The sequence below is a fragment of the Mycobacterium sp. Aquia_216 genome, from assembly GCF_026723865.1.
Taxonomy (GTDB): Bacteria; Actinomycetota; Actinomycetes; order Mycobacteriales; family Mycobacteriaceae; genus Mycobacterium.
In genome coordinates this window covers 133,673-149,265 of sequence record NZ_CP113529.1, presented here as the reverse complement: position 1 = coordinate 149,265, position 15,593 = coordinate 133,673, and the positions used below count along the sequence as shown (strand labels likewise).

Sequence of the window (15,593 nt, the reverse complement as noted above, 5' to 3'; positions counted from 1 at the left end):
GGACCGCCGACGGGGTCCAGGGAAAGGCAACACAGTCATGGCCGAGGAGCTGACGCCGCATTTCGGGGATGTGCAGGCTCACTACGATCTATCTGACGACTTCTTCCGCCTTTTCCTCGACCCCACTCAGACTTACACCTGCGCCTACTTCCTGGGTGAGGACCTGACATTGGAACAGGCGCAGATAGCCAAGATCGACCTCTCGCTTGGCAAGCTGGGCTTGCAGCCGGGCATGACGTTGCTTGATATCGGCTGCGGCTGGGGCGCCGCCATGATGCGAGCCATCGAGAAATGGGACGTCAACGTCATCGGGTTGACGTTGTCCAAGAACCAGGTTGCCCACGTCGAGCAGCTGTTCGCGGCGTCGGAGAGCCCGCGTTCCAAGCGGGTGCTGCTCGAGGGCTGGGAGCGGTTTCACGAGCCGGTGGACCGGATCGTGGCGATCGGCCCGTTGGAGCATGTCGGCTATGACCGCTACACCGGTTTCTTCGAGCGGGCCTATGACCTGTTGCCGGCCGGTGGCACGATGCTGCTGCACACGATCACCGTCTTGTCGGAGAGGGAAATCATCGCGTCCGGCTTGCCGCTGACGATGGAGATAGTCGAATTCAGCGACTTCATGAAAACCGAAATCTTCCCGGGCGGCTACCTGCCGACCATCCAGATGGTGCAGGAGTTCTCGGCGAAGGCCGGGTTTAAGCTGAAGCGTCGCCAATCGCTGCAACGGCATTACGCAAAGACTCTAGACGTATGGGCCGCGGGCCTCGAGGCGCACAAGAGCGAGGCCATCGCGATTCAGTCCCAAGAGGTTTACGACCGCTACATGAAGTACCTCACCGGCTGCGCGAATCTCTTCCGCAAGGGCTACACCGACCTCAACCAATTCACCCTGCGGAAGCAGTGATGGTGCCCTTCCGGCCGGCGGGTCTTAAACCGGCGCGACAAACTCAGATGTGTAGTACTCGGCCGGGTTTTGGGAGTTCGGATTCGGGCGCTCGACAATTACCCAGACACCCGTCGTGCCTTGCCGAATAGTGTCCGAAACGGTGACGGTTCCGCCGCCGGCCCCGTCGGTGTCCATGCCGGAAAAGGCGGTGCCCGGAGTGCCGGGGCCACAGTTATCCGATGCCGGCCGAGGTTCCTGAATAAGGCCGACGTCGAAATGGGTTCCCGGCTCCGGGGCATCCGACAGACGCACCTCGGCGATCGCTTTCCCTCCTGCGGTATGAATGATCACCGAACCGGTGCCCAGTGCGGACCGCGGCACCATCGGCACGGTGCTCACCAGGCTGAAGTCGCAGCGACGGAGTTTGCTATCCAAAACGACGATTGTCCCGGCCTCGGCCCCAACGACGGCGATCCCCGCGGTCGCCATCGGGGACACCGCCGCGGCACATGCCGCTAACCGTTTCCAAGTGTGCATCGAGTCACCCTTCCTCCCCCTGGGTTAGCTGCATCACAGCGAAATAGATATTGACCTTTATTTGCCGGGATCAAACCAATTGCAAGGAATTACTCAAACGTCAATTAATGCCATTATTCGACCGGTGCCGAATTGCAGCGTCAGCCCGCACCATCGCGGTTGATCACATTCCGGGCCCATGCAAGATGGAACACCGTTGGGGCCCTATCAATTGCTCGACCTGATAAGCCGCGGCGAGAAGTGGCGGGTCAGGCGTCAAATGCCCGGATCAAGCGGGCGACGAAACATGCACGCGCACAGTCGATTAGGGCTTGATCCGGATCTGGCCGGGTGACCACCAACCGGTGCGGGTCGCGGTGCCCAGGTCGAGTTGGGCGGGTTGGGCATCGGCGATGGTGTCGAACTGACGCAGTGACCCCCAGTCGCGGCCCCAGTCATGGGACAGGTAGGTGGACATCACGTGCGCGCGCAGCAGCAAGTCGGTGATGCCCAGCAGGCCACCGTTGACGCCGTCCTGCCAGGTGTCGGTGTCCTGCTTCTTGGCGTTGTAGTCCGGGGTGATGCGAAACCTCGGGATCTCGGTGACGCCGTTGACGTGCAGCATCGGCTGCTGGCACGGGAACGCGAGCCCGACCGCCCAGTCCATCAGCACCGGCTGCGTCGAGCCGACGTACTCCTGCAGGGAACGCAACTCCGGTACCCGAGGCGGGGTCACCGCGATCCAGTCGTCCGGCGTCAGCGACAGGTCCTCGGCCACTACCCGCACGGCAACCGCGTCCGACGGCATGGCGGACCGGTCGAAGCGCAAGTTGCGCCACACCTTGGGCTGCTCACCGTAGAGGTCGTAGGGCACCAGGCGGCCGGCCGGCCGCACGGAGCCGTCGGGTCCGGCCATGCCGAATTCCAGTTCCACGGTCTGCCCGTTGGTGTGATGGTGCAGGATGCTGTTGCCGGCGATCGTGCCGGCGGCGGTCACCACCACCAGCGGATGTCCGGCGTCGGGTTTCGGCAGCTGATACCACGCCGAGGTCAGCCTGCTCTGCTGTTGGGCGCCGGTGGTGTAGCTGCCCGCCACCGGAACCTGAGCGGCGTTGAGGCCGTACGGCAGCGGTACCGTCGACCCGTTGATGCCCGGCGCCGTCAGCTTGGTGGGCCCGTACCAGTCGTAATCGGTCCCGGGCTGCGGCACCGCCGTCTCCCGGATCGCTTCGGCCAGTGTGCGTTCCGGTATGCCGTTGGCGGTGAAACCTGTTGGGTTGACCCCACCCAGCGCGCCCAACGGGCTGTAGCTGCCGGCGAACGGCATCATGAAGCCGGCGTTGCTGTCCGGCTCGACGAGTACGTCGTCGGCCAGGCCGCAGCCTCCGCTGAACTCGCGCAGGTTGTCCCAGGCATTGGAGTAGGTGGGGTACTGCCGAACGATGCCGGCCACCATCGACCCCACGAACACCAGCGCCATGAAGCCGGCTGCAAGCGGGATGGGCGCCGCCGTCAGCGCGCGGGCCAACCGGCCATTGCCATGGCTGGTGTCCGCGAAGTGTAGCCAGGCCGCGTACACCGCGGTAATCGCAAACAGCGCGAAAAATATTGTGCTGATTGAGATTCCGGCGACTTTTGGCATGGAGCTGTTGAACGGTACGCCGTAGCTCGAGACGTACCACCAACCGTTGGTGGTGGCGAAGCACAGCGCCAGCACGAACATCACCGCCGCAACGAATGCCATCCGGTTGCGCGACCAGCGCACCACCTTCGGCGATACCAGCACGGTCGTCAGCGCGGCCATCGCCGCGCCCACCGCGGCGAACAGCCCGAAGTGGTGCACCCACTTGGTCGGGGTGAACATCAGGAAGAACATGGTGCCGAAGATGACGCCCATCAGGCGCCACGCCGGACCGCGGGCCACTCCGGGAACTCGCTTGCGCCGCAACATGATAAACAGTGCCGTGAACAGACACAGCGCGGTGATCAGGAACCCGAACCGACGCGACAGTGAACCGTCGACGGTCGGCAGAATCAGGTAGTAGTAGCGCAGATTCTCGGTGTACCAGGCTTGGCTGGGCCCGATCGCGGTGCGAATCCTGGTGGCTTCCAACACCGTTGACAGCGTCTGGTCGGCGAACACCACGGTGAGGATGACGAATCCGGCGGCCAGTATCGGGGCCACCAGCGGCCAGGTCCCGACCAGGCGGTGGCGGCGCACCAGAATCCGCAGGATCGGGCGGCCGCCGGCGACCAGCGCGGCCACCGCGATCAGTCCGGTGGGCTGCACGCCCAGGGTGAACGCCGCGGTGACCACCGCCAGTGCCGCCGGGGTCAGCCGGGACGCGCACATCGAGCGCTCGATCAGCACGTAGGTGATCAGCGAACCGAGCGCGATGATCGGTTCGGGTCGCAGACCGTTGTCGAACGGCATCCACGCTGTCAGCAACACCAGGGCCGCCGCCCAGTTGGCGGCCTTGCTCGATGTCACCGCGGGCCCCAGCCGGGGCAGCACCTCGCGTGACAGCAGCAGCCAGCAGACCAGCCCGGCAATCAGGTCCGGCAGCCGCATCCAGAGGCTGTTGTCGCTGACGTGGGTCATCAGTGCCAGCAGGTTGTAGTACCAGCCGAACGGGTCCTCCGGGCTGCCGAACCAGCGGAAGTAGTTGGACATGTAGCCGGCATGGTCGGCGACCCGGGCCATGCCCAGGATGTAGCCGTCGTCGGACGAGTTCGCCCCGATCACATGCCACAGCACGAATCCGAAGATCACCGTGGCGTCGGCGAGGGTGAACTTCTTCCAGCGAGTCGGGATTAGCCGGTGCATCCGGCGGCCGTCGAGCTGGTCCAGTCGCCACAACGCGACCAGCGAGACGATCGTGGACAGGATGGCGCCCACCATCGCCAGCAGCTTGAGAGTCGTTGGGGTAGTGGAGAACCGGGTGTCGATGGTCGCCGAGAACTTCAGTCCCGGCGGGGCGGCCCCGGTGAGGTCGGTGAACACCCCGACGATCTGCGGGCGCAGGTTAGGGTCGCTGAAGCCGCCGGACTGCGGCTTGCCCGCCGAGTCGGTCAGCCCGACGAAGGTGGCGAAAGTGCCAGCGCGCGTGGAGGTTATCTCGATGCGCTGGCACTGTCCGGACTCCGCCTGTTCGCGCGACACGCTGGCGATCACCACGTTGCGGTCCGTGACGTCGACGCGCTTGGCGTTGACGACGACGAACAGCGCATTTAGCGCGGCGTCCTTGCCCTTCTTGGGTGCGGTGCTCAGCACCACGCCGCCCTCGGGCGGCAGGTCGCGGATCACGGAGCAGGGCACGCTGGCCGTCACGTCGACCGGGCTCAGTGAAATAAGCGGCGCCGTAACGCTATTCAGTTGGCCGTTCTGTGGCCAGTTCAGCTGCGCGGTTGTCTGCACTACCGGCAGCAGCGGCGTCGCGACCGACAATACGAAGCCGATCAGCCCGGCGATCGTGGCGACCCACCGGGTGACCCGGACATTGTCGCGGGTACTGCCGACCGCTTGTTCTTCGTGGTGGATAACGCTCACGGCAGTGCCCGAATCGGTCCTTGCCGGCTCCAACCGTTCACGGTCATCACACCCTGTTCGACGACGGCATTCGGTGCCTGATCACTTGGCACCAGTGGGTAATACTGCTCGACCGAACCCCAATCGCGATACCAGTCGCCGCGCAGGTAGGTCGCGACCGTCGAGGTCCGCAGCAGCACCTGGGTGAACAGGAACGGCCCGCCGGTCTCGCTGGCCTCCCAGCCGTTCGACGACGACGCCGTCTGCTTGTGGTCGGGCAGGATGCGGTACGCGGGAAGCTCTGCGATGCCAAGGTGTTCGGCGAACGGCCGCTGGCACGGGAAGTTCGCGGCGGTCGCAATGTCCATCAGCACGGGTGTCTGCGATCCCATCAGCTGCTGCAGGGTCTGCAGCACCGGGACCCGCGGCGGCGTGAACGCGAACCACTGTTCCTCACTCAGGTTCGGGTCGTAGGCGACGATGCGTGCCACGTTGGCCTCCGGCGGTGCCCAGGTCAGCGGAAACCGCAGATTGCGCCAGGCCGGCTCCGGCCCGATGTCGATGGGCTGCACCTCGCCGAGCGCCTGGGTGGTGCCGTCGGGGCGGGCGACGCCCCACTGCAGTTTGAGCTGTTGCCCGTACGTGAAGGTGCCGTCCTCCTTGTAGGACCAGATGGCACCGGCCGCCGACACGACGACCAGCGGCCGGTCGGGGGTCCGTGGCGGCAACTGGTACCAGGATGAGGTTGCGGTGGCCGCAAGCGAATTCTCGCCGTAGCTGCCCATCACCGGCGTGCGGGCCGGGTCGAGGCCGAACGGCAGTGCGACGTTCGAGCCGTTCACCCCGACCGGGCCTTTGCCGCCGGCGGTGCCCGCGGAGTCGGTCATCGCGGCGTTGGGCTTGTTGGGCGACGCATCCGAATTCACCACCCCCGGTTTGGTCACCACCGGGTACGACCTCAAGTCATCACCCACCCCGTTGGGCTTGAAGCCGACCGGGTTGATACCCCCGAGCGGCCCGTCGGGCCCGAACGTCTGCCCCGGAACCGGTTGCAGCAGGCCGATATTGGGGTCCGGCTCGGTCAGCACGTCGTCGGCCATGGCGCAGCTGGTAGGGGACAGTCCGGACTCGATGGCCGCCAGGTTGGCCTTGGCGGTGGTGTAGAGCGGGTAGCGGAATACCGCACCCTTGGCCAGCGAGCCAACTTCGCCCAGCACCATGATCGTCGCGACGACCAGCAGGGGAGTGGACGCCAGCACCCGGTTGCGCCGGCTGTCCTTGACCTCGGTGTGCCCGGCGTAGTCCATCCGGAAGTGCTGCCAGGCGGCCAGCAGCCCGGTCGCGATCGACAGCGCGAGGAACATCGACGTCACCGGGTGGCTGGCGACGACGGGCTGGATGTCGAACCACGGCACCCCGTAGTTGCCGACATAGAACCAGCCATTGACGCCCGAGGTCGCCCAGGCCAGCACGAACAGCAGCGCCGTCACGTACAGCGTCAGGTTGCGGCGGCTGTGCAGACCGATGCGGGCGACGGCGAACGCGGTGACCGCGCCGAGCGCGCCGGCCAGACTGGCGAACGCACCGAACTGCACCGCCCACTTGGTCGGCGTGAACGTCAGCAGCAGCAGGCCCACCGCGGTGGTGCCGATCAGGCGCCAGGCCGGGCCACTGGCCAGCCCCGGCACCCGGCCGCGGCGCAGCAGCACCACCAGCATGCCGAACAGGCACAGCAGCAGCACCAGCACCGCGAATCGCCGCGCCATCGATCCGTCGGGGTTGGACTCGACCGTCAGGAAGTAGTAGCGCAGCCAATCCTGATACCACGCGATCGTCGGCCCGACCTTGTATTTGATGCGGGCCGACTCGGCGACCGTCGCCAGCGTCTGGCTGCGGAACACCACCACCAGGATCAGCGACAGTGACGCCGCCAGCACGGCCAGCGGTGCGAGCAGTCCGTCGGTCGCCCGGCGGCGCCGGATGATCGTCGCGATGGCCCGGGCTCCGGTCAGCAGCGCGGCCACGGCGATCAACCCCTGCGGCGCCAGCGTCGCGGTCAGCATCGCGACCACGATGGCCACCGCGGCGGGAGCCAGCCGCTGCAACGCGATCGCGCGCTCCACCAGCATCCAGGTGACGATCACGCCGAGGGCGACGATCGGCTCGGGCCGCAGGCCGTTGTTGAACGGCAGCCACGCGGCCAGGAACACCACGCCCCCGGTGAGCACCGCCACCGTGTTGGACCCCAGGCCGCCCTTTCCGGGTCCCAGCCGGCGCAGCCCCCAGTGGCCGATGACCAGCCAGCAGGCGATCCCGGCCAGCGTGGCCGGTAGGCGCATCCACACGCCCGCCGTGCTGACCGATGCCAGTTTGGACAGCACCGAGAGATACCAGTCGAACGGCGCATCGGTGGTCCCGAAGTAGCGGTAGTAGTCGGCCACGTAGCCGGCTTTCGGCGCCACCCGCGCGATGGTCAGGTTGTAGCCGTCGTCGGACGAGGTGGCGCCGATGACGTGCCAGACCAGCAGCGTCACGATCACCCCCGCATCGGACAGCCAGGTGGCCCAGCCGATCCGCCACCACGAGGCCCGCTGCTCGCGTGGGCGGTAGCGGGACAGCCAGGCGATCGGGGACCGCCAGTTGACCAGCGTGTCGCCCCGGCTATGGCGATCCAGCATGGCCAACGCGATGATGGCGACCACGACCGCCAGCACGCCCGCCGCCATCGCCAGCTGCTTGAGCGCAGTCGGCGTCGTGATGAACCGGGTGTCGATATCGACCCGGGCCGACAGCCCCGGCTGGGCAGCCACCTTCAGGTCGGTGAAAATACCGCCGAACTGTGGCTTCTTCTCGGCCGGCAGGGTCCCGGCGGCGCCCGGTATGCCGACGAAATCCGCGCCCGCCGCGCCCGCATCAGCCCAGACGTGCAGCACGCTGCAGGCTCCCGCGGCGATTGCCGAGCGCTGGGCGAAGGCGGCCACCGTATCCCGGAACGCGACGACCACCACGTCCTTGTCGGCACGGACGAAGAGCCCGTTCTTGCCGGGGTCCACGCCGCCGGCCGGCAGAGTCGAGACCACCAATCCGCCGCTGGGCGGCAAGGTGGCCATCGCCGGGCAGGGGATGGAGATGTCGAGTGCCCGCGGCGCCCCGGAGACCAACGGCGCGGTGATCTGGGTGACGTGCCCGTCAACGCTGCCTTGCGGCCACGCGATCGTCGCGGCGGTCTGTTTGACCGGGAGCAATGGAACCGTGAGGCACAACAGCAGACCCGCGAGCCCGGCGACGACGGCGACCAAGCGAAGGATCCGCTGCGATCGCTCGTCGTGGGGCACGGGGTTCGATGGTAAGCGACGCCCCTTTGTTGGGTGAGGACGCGGGGCCGCGCGACCGCCACCGTTCGCCGGGTGAGCATGCCGCCCGCCGGGCACCTTCAAAGATTCGCGCATTTTCTCCTGCCGGGTCTGAAAACATTCAGTGCGATGACGGACTCAGGTCTCGGGTTCGGCGTCCTGGGGCCCTTAATGGTCACCGCCAACGGCACCCGGATGCCCTTGGGCCCCCCGAAGCAGCGAGCGGTGTTGGCCATGCTGGCCATCAACCGCAACCGGCCGGTGTCGGTCGACTCGCTGATCAGCGCGGTCTGGGACGAGGATCCGGTGCCGGCCGCACGCGTCAGCATCCAGTCCCACGTGTCCAACCTGCGGCGGCTGCTGCGCACCGCCGAGGCCGAGCCCAGCCAGGTGCTCGCGAGCGTGCCACCCGGTTATCAGCTCAGCATCGCCGACGCGGACTGCGACCTCGGCCGCTTCAGCGCCGAAAAGGCCGCCGGCGCACAGGCCGCCGCCGCGGGACGGTTCGACGAGGCCAGCAGCCACCTGTCCGCCGCGCTGAGCGAATGGCGCGGGCCGGTCCTCGACGATTTGCGCGGGTTCGCCTTCGTCGAGGCGTTCGCGACGGCCCTGGTGGAGGAGAAGGTCGCGGTCCACACCGCTCGCGCCGAGGCGGAGATCGCTTGCGGGCGTGCGGAATCCGTCATCGCCGAGCTCGAGGCGATCAGCGCCGAGCATCCCTACCGGGAACGGCTTTGGGCGCAGCTGATGACCGCCTACTACGTGACCGAGCGTCAATCCGATGCCCTCGGCGCGTATCGGCGGCTGAAGACCGCCCTGGCCGAGGGGCTCGGCATCGATCCCGGGCCGACGGTCACCGAGTTGCATGCGCGGATCCTGCGCCAGGAACCCCCCGCCGCCACGCGGGCGGCCGTGACGACGCTGAAGGTGAGCGTCGACACGACGGCGGACGCGGCGGTCGCGATTCCTCCCGACCAGGCAGCCGTTGTGCTGCTGCGCGACAAGGCCGGAAGGCAGTATCGGCTCAACGACGCCACCACCCGGATCGGGCGTATCACCGACAACGACATCGTGCTCGACGACAACGATGTCAGCCGTTACCACGCCGTCATCACCGACAGCGGAACCGGTTTCGTGATCACCGATCTACGCTCCACCAACGGCGTCGAGGTGCAAGGCAAGCGCATCCGCGGCAGCGTGACCCTCGGCGACGGTGATCACATCAAAATCGGCAGCCGCGAGTTCACCGTCGAAATCCTTCGGGCTGAATAGCCAGGGCCGCTGAGCCGTGAAAGCCCAGGTCAGCAGCGCATGAATTTCGCAAGAAACTCGCAAAGACCCTGCAAGTGGGGTGCGTGAAACTACCGCTGCCGGCAACCAAACCGAGAACGTGTCGCGAGCCGACGGCGACGAAGGCGCGAAGGAACCGACCATGAACACCTCTGGGAACTGGACACGGATTATCGTCGGACTGCTGGTGTCGGGGGGCATCGCGGCGGCTGGCTGGGGTTTGAGTGCGTTCGCCGTGGAGGGCGGCCCGCAGTACTGGTGCCCCGGGCAGAACCTGCCGACGTCGAACCCGCCGCTCACCTGGGACATGAGCGTCTGCCACCAATATCACCAGGTTTCCCAGGGCGGCTACGCCGAGGGCCCTGCGCCGGGGCACCGCTGAGTAATTGGGATCGGTAGCAGCCTTGACCGTCTGCACTGGCGGCATGAACACTTCTCACAAGATGAAGCGGGTACTCGCCGCTGCGGTCCTGTCGGGCGGCTTCGCCGTCGTCGGGCTGGGCTTGGCCGCGGGAATCGGCCAGGCTCAGCCCGCCCCGATGGTGTGCCAGGATCCGAGCCGGGGGGCCAGCCCCACCAACAGCTGCACCTATCAGTGGTGCCCGGGCTCACCGGAGCTGAAGAACATGCCGAACTGGGACAGAAACGCCTGTCACCCTTGGTATTTCGACAAGAACAGTCCGGTGACCAACTCGACGATCATCGAGGGCTTTCCGCCGCCGTACCCGCCATCGCCGCCCTGCATCCCGTTCATCAACTGCTTGCCGGGGCTGTAGCAACTAGCCCCGGCGCAGCGGAGCCGGATCCCACAGGCCGCTGCGCGTCGCCGTCCCCAATTGGAGACGGGCGGGCTGGGCATTGGGGTAGTACGGCGTAAGCCGTTGCAGCGAGCCCCAATCGCGTGACCAGTCGTCCTTCAGGTAGGTCGAGATCGTGGTCGCCTTCACCAGCAAATCGGTGACACCCAGCGGGCCACCGCCGTTGTTGTCCATCACCGGCGAGTTGGCCTCGGCACCGAATCGGTCCGGCAGGATGCGCCACTTAGGCGTTTCGTCGACACCGTTCTGATGGCCGAACGGTCGCTGGCACGGGAACGCCAGACCCACCAGCCAGTCCAGGAACACCGGGTCCGCCGAGCCCACCACCTGCTGCAGCGTGTGCAGCTCCGGAATCCGCGGCGGCGTGACCGCGATCCAGTGCTGCGGCGCGAGGTCTTCGTCGTTGACGACCAAGCGGACCTGGGTGGCGGCGGCGGGGATCAGCGACAACGGCAGCCGCAAATTGCGCCACGCCGGGGACGCGCCGACATCGAAGAGCTGGAACGACCCGCCCGGGTGTCCCGCGGCGGCCTCGTCATCGGTGGCCCACTGCACCTGCACCTCGCGGGGATCGAACCGACCGGCCGCCGACACCACCAGCAGCGGTCCCACCTGGTCGCGCGGCGGCAGTCGATACCAACCCGAGCGCAGCATGGCGGGAACCTGAATGCCGGGCCGCCAGCTGCCCAGCACCGGCGTGTGAGCCGGATCAAGGTTGTAGGGCAGCTGGGCGCGCGACCCGTTGACGCCCGGTGCGGCGCTGGTGCCGCCCTCGGTGCCGGCCTCGCTGGTGGTCGTTCTTCCGTCTTCGTTGACGAAACTGCGGTCGCCCGGACGCTCCATCACCGGGTCGGCGGAGACGTCGGCGGGAATACCGTTGGGGGTAAAGGCCTCCGATAGGCCGGCGCCCAACGCGTCGCCCACCGAGGCGGACACCGGTGCCAGCATGCCGGCATTGGGATCCTGCTCCACCATGACGTCCTCGGCCAGTCCGCAGGACTTACCGGTCAGGGCCTCCAGGTTGGACCGGCCTACCGACCAGGCGGGGTACTGTCCGGTCATCGCCAGCGTCAGTGAGACGACTTCGAACGTCACCAGCGCCCACGCCGCAATTGCCAACGGGGCCTGGACGATTGCGGCTAGGCGTGCCCCGGCGCGGGTTTTAGGAGGCCCGTTGTCGGGAGAGACGAAGTGAAACCACGCCGATCCCAGCAGCACCAGCACCGTCAGCCCGAGCAGCGCGGTGGCGAACGCGTAGTGCCATGCCGGGAATGAATTCGACCATGGCACACCGAAATTGGATACATACCACCAGCCGTTGACGCTGGCGAACGACAAGGCGACCAGGAACAGCACCGTCGCGGCGAACACGGTGCGGTTGCGACGCGAGCGCATTGCCACGCTGGTTACCGCGACCGCCGCCAACGCACCGAGCGAGCCCGCCAGGCCGGCGAACACCCCGAAGTGGTGGGTCCATTTGGTCGGGGTGAACATCATCGCGAGGAACGAGATGATCGTGATGCCGACGATGCGGCGGCTCGGCCCGGCCGCGGTGCCCGGAATTCGGCCCTTGCGCAACGACATTGCCACCGTGATGCCCAGTGCGAGCAGCACCGCCAGCACCGCGAAACGCCGGGCGACGGATCCGTCGGGGCTGGCCATGAACAGCCGCTCGTAGCGGATGTGCTCGTCGAACCAGCTCAGGCTCGGCCCCAGAGCCCGCTTGAGGGCGGTCGCCTGCATTTCGCCGGCCAGGGTCTGGTCACGGAAGATCAGGATCACGGTGACGGTGGCCGCGGCGAGAATGGGCGCCAGCAACGGCAGCGCACCAAACTGTCGGGATCTGCGGTGCATGATGGTCCGCAGCGGCCCGATCGCGACCAGCAAGGCGCCGATGGACGCGATGCCGGTGGGCCCGGAGAACAGAGTCAGCGCGCCGGTGATGCAGGCGATCGCCACCGGCAGCAACCGATTCGTGGCCACCGCGCGCTCCACCGAGCACCAGGTGAGCAGGATGCCCAGGGCGATGATCGGCTCGGGGCGCAGCCCGTTGTCGAGCGGCAGCCAGGTCGCCAGGAACAGTCCCGCCGCCGTCCATGCCGGCGCGCGGGTGGTCTTCACGGCGTGGCCCAGCCGGGGGATGACTTCCCGACTGATCGCCCACCAGCAGGTCAATGCCATGACCAGGGTGGGTAGCCGCATCCAGACGCTGCTGGTGCTGACGTGCGCCCAGAGCGCCAGCAGGTCGTAGTACCACCCGAACGGCGCCTCGGGGGTGCCCAGCCAGCGGTAGTAGTTGGCCATGTACCCGGCGTGCTCGGACACCCGGGCCATGGTCAGGATGTAGCCGTCGTCGGAGGTGTTGGCGCCGACGAAGTGCCACCACACCAGTACGGCGATGACGAGCGCATCGAGCGCGCCGATCGACCACCACCGCGACGGCAGGAAACGGCGGTGCCGGGTGCCGTCGGCGGTGTCCAGCACGTGCAGCGCGATCAGCGCGACCGCGGTCAGCACCACGCCGAGGATCATCGCGGCCAGCTTCAGCGGGGTGGGGCTGGTGCTGTAGCGGGTGTCGACGACCGCCGAGAAACTCAGACCCGGCGGCGTCGGCCCGGACAGGTCGGTGAACACCCCGACGATCTGCGGCCGGAAGTCGTATCCGCTTTTCTCGCCGCGCAGCGGGGCGCCGGGATGTTCGGCGTTGGGACCCTGCGTCAGCCCGACGAATTCGGCGGTCACCCGGTCGGCGTGCCCGGTGAAGGTCAGGCGCTGGCAGGCCGGGCTGAGGACCTGGCTCAGCGGTGCGGTGACCACCGGGACGTTGCGCACCACCAGCACCAACTCATCGTTGGCGCGCAGAATCAGCAGCCCGCGGTCGATGGCCTTCGGGGCCTGCTTGGGCACCGTCGACAACAAGACGGTCTTGCCGGCGTTCTGCGGTCCGGTCAGTCCGGCGGCGGCCGCACACGGCACGGAAATGTTCAGCTCGGGGGCCACATAGCCGATCAGCGGGGCCTCGACGCTTTCGAAGGTGCCGTTCTGCGGCCAGTTGAGTTGGGCGGTGGTCTGGTTGACCGGCAGCAGGGGCGTGGCGATCGCCAGCACGGCACCGAGCAGGCCGGCGACGACGGCGACGACGCGCGCGATCCGGTACCTTGCTCCCGCGCCCTTCACGGACGTAGATCGTAGTTCTTCGGCCAAGTCACGTGAGGTGTCGGTCGCCATCAGCGGCTTGCCACCGGTTGGGCCGCGGGCCGGCGGATGGCCAGCACAAACGGGCCGATACTTTGCACGACGAACCGCGGGTCGTCGAACAGCGCGGCCCGCAGCTCGACCGTGTAGCGACGAACGTTGGGCTGGTTGGGGTAGACGTCCTCGGCCAACCGCAGCGTGTAGTTGTTGTTCGCGCCCCGGCGCATCAGGAACACCGTCGGCGGTGGCCAGGGCGAGGTGTCCAGCGCGTGGACGAACTGGTCGGGGCTCTTGAGGTTGGACCACTTCTTGATCTGTTCGGCCCGCAAGTCGAACTGCGCCAGCGGGTTGGCGTAGTGCGACGTCAATCCCTGGAAGCCCCAATAGGGGTAGTAGGACAGGAAGCTGTAGTCGGCGGTCAGCACGACCGTTTGATCCCGTGGCACTCCGGTGACTCGGGCGATGGCGGCGTCGACGGCGGGGTAGAACTTCTCGGAGCCCGCCGGTCGCCGGTCGCCGCGCTGGCCGTGGCCGTCGGTGTCGGTGTAGGCGATGGTGAGATCCGGCCGCAGCACGTCGGGAATGTCCTGGCTGAACGCGATGGCGGCGGTCAGCCCGATCGCGCCGGCCACCGGAAGGACGGCGCGGCTGCGGTGCATCAGGGCAAGCGTGGCCTCCAGGAAGCCGAATACGCCGGCGGCCACCAGCAGCACCGACAGCGTCGGTTGCAGCCGGAATGACAGCAGCGTGGTCCGGGCCAGCGTGGTCAGCATCGACAGCAGCGACCACAGGTAGATGGCCAGCACGCCGATGGTCAGGGCGCCGGCCCGCACCGACGTGCGAGTTCGCACGACCAGCCACAGCGTGCCCAGCATGCAGATCGCTCCCAGCAGCGAGAACTGCAGCATCGGGAAGCTCAACTCGGCGCCGTCGGCCGGGAGGTAGTGGAACGCACTGCCGCTATCGCTGACGGGGTTGCTGGCCGCGCGCACCAGGAAGGGCAGCCAGGTGGTGGCCGCGATGGCGGCGGCGATGACGGCGATGACGGCCACCCGGCGCAGCGGGTCGAGCGCGGCTTGCCGCCCGGCCCGCCGCCAGCGGGACACCACCAGCACCAGCGCCATCAGGGCCATCGTGAAGGCCGTGTAGCCGAATAGCAGCGAGTACCAGGTCGCGGTGAAACCGAGGAACAATCCGGCGCCGACCACCGCGGCCCAGCCCGTTCTCGGTACACCATCGTCGGGCCCAAGCGCCTTATCGCCGAGCGTGAAGCCAGCTTCACGCTCGAGTTCGAGAGCGGCCCCCAGCGCGCGCTCACCGGCGCGCAGGCCCGACCAGGTCAGCACCAGCACCGGCGGCAGCAGCACGGTGATCATCGCCGCGTAGGGCTCCGGCGAGCCGTAGGCCAGCGTCACCGCGGCGGTCGCGGTCGTGACGATCAGCGCGTACTCGAACCGGATCATCCGCCACCACAGCACCAGCGCGACGGCGATCGCGATCGTGATCGAGGTGATCGCCCACGGCTTGTACAGCTCCCAAGCGGGCATCCCGGTCAGGGCCGCGGCGCGTCCGCCGATCCAGAACCAGCCCGGCGGATAGAAGGACGGCAGCCCGAGGTAGGTCATGTCGTGCAGGGCGGGGCTGTCGGTGAGCCGCGTCAGGTACTCGGTGCGGAACTGTTGGTCGACGGAGATGCCGAACAGATACAGCTGGGTGGCTCCCAGCGGCATGCCCAGCGTGACGACGGGAAACGCGGACACGAACACCACCCCGCCCAGCCGGGCTCCCAACCGCCACCGGCCCGACCGCCGCCACAGCCAGCCGACGGCGAGGAGCCCGATCAGGCAACCGACCTGCCCGACCGTGGTCAGCGCGTGCAGCTGGTTCGACGACGGAAAGGCTGGCCACTGCACTCGCGCGATGGCAATCAGCGAAACCGCCGAGACGACGACGGCCACCAGCGCCGCCGCGAACATCTGGCCGAGGCTGGCCAGTGCGTTTCGCAT

The 15,593-nt window shown here is 67.5% G+C and carries 9 protein-coding genes; 4 read left to right on the top strand and 5 right to left on the bottom strand.

Annotation, left to right across the window (positions count from 1 at the left end):
- Positions 1–37 precede the first annotated feature (37 nt).
- Positions 38–904, top strand: a complete 867-nt coding sequence (locus OK015_RS00785; protein WP_268128530.1) for a cyclopropane mycolic acid synthase family methyltransferase — start codon at positions 38–40, stop codon at positions 902–904.
- 24 nt (positions 905–928) lie between these two features.
- Here OK015_RS00785 and OK015_RS00780 read toward each other — a convergent pair whose 3' ends face one another.
- The 3 genes from OK015_RS00780 to OK015_RS00770 form a co-directional block, all read right to left on the bottom strand.
- Positions 929–1,423: a hypothetical protein gene (locus OK015_RS00780; RefSeq protein ID WP_268128529.1), complete on the bottom strand. Its 495-nt coding sequence runs from the start codon at positions 1,421–1,423 to the stop codon at positions 929–931.
- Between the two features lie 304 nt (positions 1,424–1,727).
- Complete coding sequence (locus OK015_RS00775) at positions 1,728–4,952, bottom strand: arabinosyltransferase domain-containing protein (RefSeq protein WP_268128528.1); 3,225 nt, start codon at positions 4,950–4,952, stop codon at positions 1,728–1,730.
- Positions 4,949–8,266 carry an arabinosyltransferase domain-containing protein gene (locus OK015_RS00770; protein WP_268128526.1) on the bottom strand — a complete coding sequence of 1,106 codons (3,318 nt, stop codon included), beginning with the start codon at positions 8,264–8,266 and terminating at the stop codon, positions 4,949–4,951. Before OK015_RS00770 ends, OK015_RS00775 begins: the two co-directional genes overlap by 4 nt.
- Positions 8,267–8,413: 147 nt before the next feature.
- On the opposite strand from OK015_RS00770, the gene OK015_RS00765 reads away from it, so the two are divergent.
- From OK015_RS00765 to OK015_RS00755, 3 genes are all read left to right on the top strand, one after another.
- Complete coding sequence (locus OK015_RS00765) at positions 8,414–9,556, top strand: BTAD domain-containing putative transcriptional regulator (RefSeq protein WP_268128524.1); 1,143 nt, start codon at positions 8,414–8,416, stop codon at positions 9,554–9,556.
- Between the two features lie 160 nt (positions 9,557–9,716).
- The gene (locus OK015_RS00760) at positions 9,717–9,956 is read left to right on the top strand and encodes a hypothetical protein (RefSeq protein WP_268128522.1); all 240 of its coding nucleotides are present in this window, start codon (positions 9,717–9,719) and stop codon (positions 9,954–9,956) included.
- Positions 9,957–9,999: 43 nt separating this feature from the next.
- Entirely contained in the window at positions 10,000–10,350 is a 351-nt protein-coding gene (locus OK015_RS00755) for a hypothetical protein (RefSeq protein WP_268128521.1), read from the top strand.
- A gap of 3 nt (positions 10,351–10,353) precedes the next feature.
- Here OK015_RS00755 and OK015_RS00750 read toward each other — a convergent pair whose 3' ends face one another.
- A complete protein-coding gene (locus OK015_RS00750; RefSeq protein ID WP_268128519.1) occupies positions 10,354–13,620 on the bottom strand; it encodes an arabinosyltransferase domain-containing protein in 3,267 nt (1,088 codons plus the stop codon).
- Complete coding sequence (locus OK015_RS00745) at positions 13,620–15,593, bottom strand: galactan 5-O-arabinofuranosyltransferase (protein WP_268128496.1); 1,974 nt, start codon at positions 15,591–15,593, stop codon at positions 13,620–13,622. The genes OK015_RS00750 and OK015_RS00745 overlap by 1 nt, the downstream gene beginning before the upstream one ends.